Source organism: Snuella lapsa (genome assembly GCF_039539345.1).
GTDB lineage: Bacteria > Bacteroidota > Bacteroidia > Flavobacteriales > Flavobacteriaceae > Snuella > Snuella lapsa.
The window spans coordinates 85,808-91,983 of the sequence record NZ_BAABCY010000055.1 but is presented as its reverse complement, the minus strand read 5'-3'; the positions used below and the strand labels follow the sequence as shown (position 1 = coordinate 91,983).

Genomic DNA, 6,176 nt, shown 5'->3' with positions numbered 1-6,176 from the left:
GAATATTGCAAAATAATCTACCCTATAAAACAAAAAAAGTCGGAAGAAAAAATCTTCCGACCATGGCTACCAAAATAGGCGCCTTTTTAAATTATTATGAAAAATTTTAGTTTGAGTTTACAAAACTACTCCTAAATCCATCACTGGCAAAAAGCGCTCTGGACCTGGTATGCTGATCAACAGTAAACATATACATACAATCATCATAAACATAATCCATATAGTTCATGGTCATGTCATTTGAGCCACATGCAACAGTTGGGTATTCTGGACACGCATAGTTAGGCCCGTCAGATATTGGAGTGTCATCAACATAATCGTCTACGGAGCAACCACCGTCACCCCATATGTGTCTTAAGTTTAACCAATGCCCCACTTCGTGGGTCGCGGTTCTGCCATCTCCATAAGCACCACTAGTTTCTCCAAAGTAATTAGTACTTATTACCACGCCGTCTGTTGAAGTTGGTCCTCCTGGAAATTGGGCATATCCGAGTATACCTCCTCCAATTTCGCAAACCCAAATGTTTAAATAATGAGAGGTGTCTGTTGCATCAATACCTCCTTTTTTAGAAGATTTCATGGCATCTCTGGTGCCCCAACTATTTTTGCTCGAAGTTTTTCTGCTTATTTTGCTTAATGTAAACGTAATATTGTAATTGGCAACTAAGCTAGCAAACTCATTGGGCACTTTAGATGTATTGGGGTTTAGATTGTTGAAGTCTTCGTTTAAAATAGCTATTTGTGAATTAATTTGAGCATCTGAAACCTGCCCTTCAGAATTTTCAATAACATTAACAACAACAGGGATGGTTATTGGCCCATCATAAGGAATTGGGTTAGATGGTGGATCCGGATCTTCATTGTTGCCTGGAGGGCCACCACCTGGAGTTCCGGTAGGCTTTTTTGTTGCAATAAATTTTCTTGTATGATATTCTATATCGTACATCCTTTTTTCTAGACCGGGGTTTTCATTTAATAAACGGTTTAAGTTTTGCATTGTATAACAAGGCTCTATATTTCTTTTTCCTTGGATTTGTTTTGAAGTTACGTCGGTGTCATTATCGGTATAGACAAAAAAATCACTCATGTCAATTTCAATTTGATCCTGAGTTATATCTATGCCATTGTTATTACAGGCGGTTACCAGCAACAAAATAGATGCAATTTTCAAAAAATACTGTTTCATTTTAGGTGGTTTTGGTTAAGATTTAATAAAAGATATAATTTATTAGGAAAATAGTAGCATAAAATCTTTAAAGGCATCACCTTTTCGATAAACTACCTAACTTGGTACTAATTCTAGTCAGGTTGCGTTATCTGATAGGTATCATCGTATTGACCAAGTTGGATTTTTTTCCATTGAGCTCCTTCTAAAAATACGGGGTGAGGAAGTGTTACATCCCATTCGCCCAATGTCTTTAATAAATCTTTTGTTGTTTCTAAATGTTTAAGGGCAATGTTGTTTTGTTCTGAAGGGTCGGATGGTAAATGGTATAGTAGGGGTAACCTGTCTGGGAGTCTTATTAATTTCCATTCACCTTTTCTAATAGCAGCACTAATGGTAAATCGCCATTTAAGCAGCTCGTGAGGTTCTGCTAATGGGGTTGTTGATGTGATTGCTGGAAGTAAATTAACACCACTAAACGAAACAGCTTTTTCATTTCCCCCAGCTAATGCCATAAAGGTGGGAGCAAAGTCTAACGACGAGACAGGGTTGCTGTATGTAGTGCCTGAAGGGATAGTTCCTGGCCAATGCATAATATAAGGGACATGGATACCACCTTCTAATAAGGTGCCCTTCTTTCCGTTATATGGCGCGTTAATAGAGCCATTTGTTTTAGTTGGGCCTCCATTATCACTAATAAATATAACCAAAGTGTTTTTGTCCAAGCCTTGATTTTTTAAAGTGTTCATGATTTTACCAACATTAACATCTAAACGATGAACCATGGCAGCATAGGTACGTCTTTTAGAGTCTTTTATATGGGCATAAAGCTCTAGATCCTCTTTGGTGGCTTGCATAGGCGTATGCGGAGCGTTAAAGGAAGCGAATAGGAAGAACGCTTCATTTTTATGGCGCTTAATAAAATCAACACATTCATCGCCTTTGTCATCTGTAATATAAGTTATTTGTTGGGGTTTTTTGTAATTACATTCTAAGGGAACCCGATAACCTTTTCCATTAGTTTCTGAAACAAAGTAATCGTGGCCGCCTCCTGTATAGCCCCAGAATTCATCAAACCCACGTTTTAAGGGGTGAAATTGTTTGGTGTGTCCAAGGTGCCATTTTCCTATTAAGCCATTAACATATCCAAGTGGTTTTAAATGATCCGCTATGGTTTTAACAGATAGAGGTAACCCTAAATATTCGGGATCGAAACCTGGTTGGTTGTTTGCTAAATTATTGTCATGTCCAAATTCTACTTGGTTAATGCCTGTAATAAATCCGGCTCTTGACGGACTACAAACAGCAGAAGATACATAACCTTGTGAAAAAAACATACCACCATTTGCAAGTTTGTCTATGTTAGGTGTTTTAATTTGAGTGCTTCCAGTTAAGCTTAAGTCTCCATAGCCTAGATCGTCAGCTACGATTAAAATAAAGTTTGGTTTTTGTTTTTGATTTTGCCCTAAAGTGATGAGACAATTTAGTATTACTAAGAAGAGTAATCCTGTTCTTTTTTTATTCATAGAGTCTTTACAGTTTTAAAGGCTAAAAGATAAAAAAAGAAAACAATAAACTTTATAAAGCACTTTACTTATTTGTAAAAGAGTGTTAAAGAAGCATATGCTTTGCTTTGATAACTCCCTCAACAAGGATGTCAATTTCGTTTTTAGTATTGTAAAAAGCAATAGAGGCTCTAACCGTACCTGGGATATTGTAGAAATTCATAATAGGCTGGGCACAATGGTGTCCGGTTCGAACGGCAATACCCAATTTATCTAAAATGGAGCCAACGTCATAGGGGTGTATGCCTTCTAAATTAAACGAAATAACCGATGTTTTACGTTTTGAAGTACCGTATATTTTTAGTCCTTCAATCTCCAGAAGTTTTTTGGTGGCATACTCCAGTAATTCATTTTCATAGGAAGCAATAGTGCCTATGCCAATAGTATTCATATAGTCTATGGCTGCTCCAAAGGCAATACCACCACAAATATTGGGTGTGCCAGCCTCAAATTTATGGGGTAAATCGGCATAAGTTGTTTTTTCGAATGTTACTTCGGCGATCATTTCACCTCCACCTTGGTATGGAGGTAATATTTTAAGCAAAGCTTCTTTTCCATACAACATACCCACGCCTGTTGGACCACACATTTTGTGAGCGGATGCTACATAAAAGTCGACGTCGAGTTCTTGAACATCTATTTTTATATGAGGACAAGCCTGTGCACCATCAATTAATACAGCAGCCCCTACCTGGTGTGCTTTTTCAATAATGTATTCAATAGGGTTGATGGTTCCTAAGGCATTTGAAATATGGTTAACAAAAACCAGTTTAGTTTTTTTACTTAGTAGGTTATCATACGTTTCCATGAGTAATTCACCATCTTGATTCATGGGGATGACTTTTAAAATGGCTCCGGTACGTTCGCAGAGCATTTGCCAAGGAACAATATTGCTATGGTGTTCTAATGCGGATACAATAATTTCATCGCCCGCTTTTAAAAGTGATGTAAACCCACTAGCCACAATGTTAATGCTATGGGTTGTTCCCGAGGTTAATATAATCTCGTGAGCGTGTTTAGCATTAAAGTGCGCTTGTATCTTTAAGCGTGCTTGTTCGTATTTATCCGTAGCTTCCTGGCTTAAGGTGTGAACACCACGATGGATATTAGCGTTATAGTTTGAATAATAATCAACAATTGTGTCAATAACCTGCTGCGGGGTTTGAGATGTTGCAGCATTATCAAAATAAACCAAGGGTTTCCCATTTACTTCACGTTTAAGTATGGGGAAGTCTTTTCTAATATCTTCAGCTTTAAACATATTTATAGTAAATGGAATTCAACAACTTTAAGGAAAATTACAGGTCAAAACCAATGTTTACACCTAGCTTGTTGGCTATGATCTTGTTAATGCGTTGTTTTATTTCTGGTATTTTAACCGAATCCAAAACGTTATTGCTAAAAGCGTACATTAATAAAGCTTTTGCTTCTTTTTGAGGAATGCCCCGTGAACGCAGGTAAAACATGGCACTTTCGTCTAGCTGACCAATGGTGCATCCATGCGAACACTTAACATCGTCTGCAAAAATTTCAAGTTGTGGTTTGGTATTAATAGTGGCTTTATCACTAACAAGAATGTTGTTGTTGGCTTGGAACGCGTTGGTTTTTTGTGCTTCTTTTTCAACAACAACCTTTCCGTTAAATACACCTGTTGCGCTATCACCAAAAATACCTTTGTAGTCTTGATGGCTTTCACAGTTAGGTTCTATATGGTGAACTAAAGTGTTGTGGTCTACATGTTGTTTGTCTCCAATGATTGTAATGCCTTTTAAAGTGGAATCGATACGTTCTCCGTTTTGGTAAAAATTAAGGTTGTTACGTGTTAATTTTCCGCCAAATGAGAAGGTATGAACAGAACAGATGCTTTCCCGTTGTTGCTTAATAAAGGTGTTGTCTATTAAAGACGCATTAGCATTATCATTCTGAATTTTATAATAATCTACAATAGCACGTTTTTTAGTAAAAACTTCAGTAACGCTATTGGTTAATACGGGATTGTCTGTTAGACTTTGATGTCGTTCAATAATTTGAACATGAGAGTTCTCTTCTACTACAATCAAGTTGCGAGGTTGTACCATGGTAGCCGACTCACTACCTGTAGAGAAGTTTATTATTTGAATGGGTTTATCTACTAATTTATTCTTTGGGATATGGATATAAGCCCCTTCGCTTGAAAAAGCAGTATTTAAAGAAGTCAAGCTATCTTTTGTAGCGGCTTTATTAAAATAGTTTTCAATAACTAAGCGGTATTTGGGCTTAGAAAGTGCAGCAGACATAAGGCAAACATCCATGCCGTCGTGTGTTGTTTGCGATAAATGCGATGAATATTTACCATCAATAAAAACAACTTTGTAAGTGTCTATATCGTGGATAAAGTATTTTTTTATGTCTTTATATTCCAAAGCGTTTTCCTGCTTTGGAAAAACACTAAAATCTTGCTTTAAAATGCTGTTTAAAGAGGTATACTTCCAAGCTTCTTCTTTTTTAGAAGGAAAACCTTTCTCTTCAAATGTTTTTATAGCATCGGTTCTTATGTCATGTACATAGGTGTCTACATCGGTTTGGTTCTCAAATACCAGAAAGGATGCTATTAATTTTTCTTTTAAATCCATTTGTTTCAGTTTTCAGTCGCCAGTTTACAGTTTGCAGTAAAATAACTGCTTGCTTGATACTGAGGCTGCTTACTAGTTTAAGCGTTTACTTCTTCTTTAATCCAATCGTAACCTTTCTCTTCAAGTTCGTGGGCTAATTCTTTTGTTCCTGATTTTACAATTTTACCATTATACAATACGTGTACATAATCGGGAACGATATAGTCTAAAAGTCTTTGGTAGTGTGTAATGACTACAACAGCATTGTCCTTGCTTTTTAACTTGTTTACACCATTTGCTACTATACGTAGTGCATCGATGTCCAATCCAGAATCTGTTTCATCTAGAATGGCTAGCTGGGGTTCTAGCATGGCCATTTGGAAAATTTCATTACGTTTTTTCTCTCCTCCTGAAAAGCCTTCATTTAATGAGCGCGATAGAAATTTTCTGTCTATTTCCAGTAACTCCGATTTTTCACGGATAAGCTTAAGCATATCTTTGGCAGGCATTTCTTCTAAGCCTTTGGCCTTACGAGTTTCGTTGATGGCCGTTTTCATGAAGTTGGTTACCGAAACACCTGGAATTTCAACAGGGTATTGAAAAGAGAGAAAGATACCTTTATGGGCACGTTCTTCTGCAGCCAATTCTTCAATGTCTTCATTATTAAAGCTTATGTTTCCTTTGGTTACTTCGTAATCTTCTTTTCCTGCAATAACAGATGCCAGTGTACTTTTACCTGAGCCGTTAGGCCCCATAATGGCGTGTACTTCTCCAGCCTTTACTTCAAGGTTTATACCTTTTAGAATAGTCTTATCTTCAACACTTGCGTGTAAGTTTTCAATTTTTAACATACTA

The 6,176-nt window shown here is 36.9% G+C and carries 5 protein-coding genes; all 5 read right to left on the bottom strand.

Annotation, left to right across the window (positions count from 1 at the left end):
* Positions 1-106 precede the first annotated feature (106 nt).
* Positions 107-1,186, bottom strand: a complete 1,080-nt coding sequence (locus tag ABD792_RS10505; protein WP_345005951.1) for a zinc metalloprotease — start codon at positions 1,184-1,186, stop codon at positions 107-109.
* 113 nt (positions 1,187-1,299) lie between these two features.
* Positions 1,300-2,691, bottom strand: coding sequence for a sulfatase-like hydrolase/transferase (locus ABD792_RS10500; protein ID WP_345005950.1), 1,392 nt, complete (start codon positions 2,689-2,691; stop codon positions 1,300-1,302).
* A gap of 85 nt (positions 2,692-2,776) precedes the next feature.
* Complete coding sequence (locus ABD792_RS10495; protein ID WP_345005949.1) at positions 2,777-3,991, bottom strand: aminotransferase class V-fold PLP-dependent enzyme; 1,215 nt, start codon at positions 3,989-3,991, stop codon at positions 2,777-2,779.
* A gap of 37 nt (positions 3,992-4,028) precedes the next feature.
* Positions 4,029-5,342 carry a Fe-S cluster assembly protein SufD gene (gene sufD / locus ABD792_RS10490; RefSeq protein WP_345005948.1) on the bottom strand — a complete coding sequence of 438 codons (1,314 nt, stop codon included), beginning with the start codon at positions 5,340-5,342 and terminating at the stop codon, positions 4,029-4,031.
* Positions 5,343-5,419: 77 nt separating this feature from the next.
* Positions 5,420-6,172: a Fe-S cluster assembly ATPase SufC gene (gene sufC, locus ABD792_RS10485; protein WP_345005947.1), complete on the bottom strand. Its 753-nt coding sequence runs from the start codon at positions 6,170-6,172 to the stop codon at positions 5,420-5,422.
* Positions 6,173-6,176: the final 4 nt, after the last annotated feature.

Coding starts and splice junctions, on each gene's coding strand:
- ABD792_RS10500 (WP_345005950.1), bottom strand. CDS start 2,691: ATGAATAAAAAAAGAACAGGATTACTCTTCTTAGTAATACTAAATTGT.
- sufC (WP_345005947.1), bottom strand. CDS start 6,172: ATGTTAAAAATTGAAAACTTACACGCAAGTGTTGAAGATAAGACTATT.
- sufD (WP_345005948.1), bottom strand. CDS start 5,342: ATGGATTTAAAAGAAAAATTAATAGCATCCTTTCTGGTATTTGAGAAC.
- ABD792_RS10495 (WP_345005949.1), bottom strand. CDS start 3,991: ATGTTTAAAGCTGAAGATATTAGAAAAGACTTCCCCATACTTAAACGT.
- ABD792_RS10505 (WP_345005951.1), bottom strand. CDS start 1,186: ATGAAACAGTATTTTTTGAAAATTGCATCTATTTTGTTGCTGGTAACC.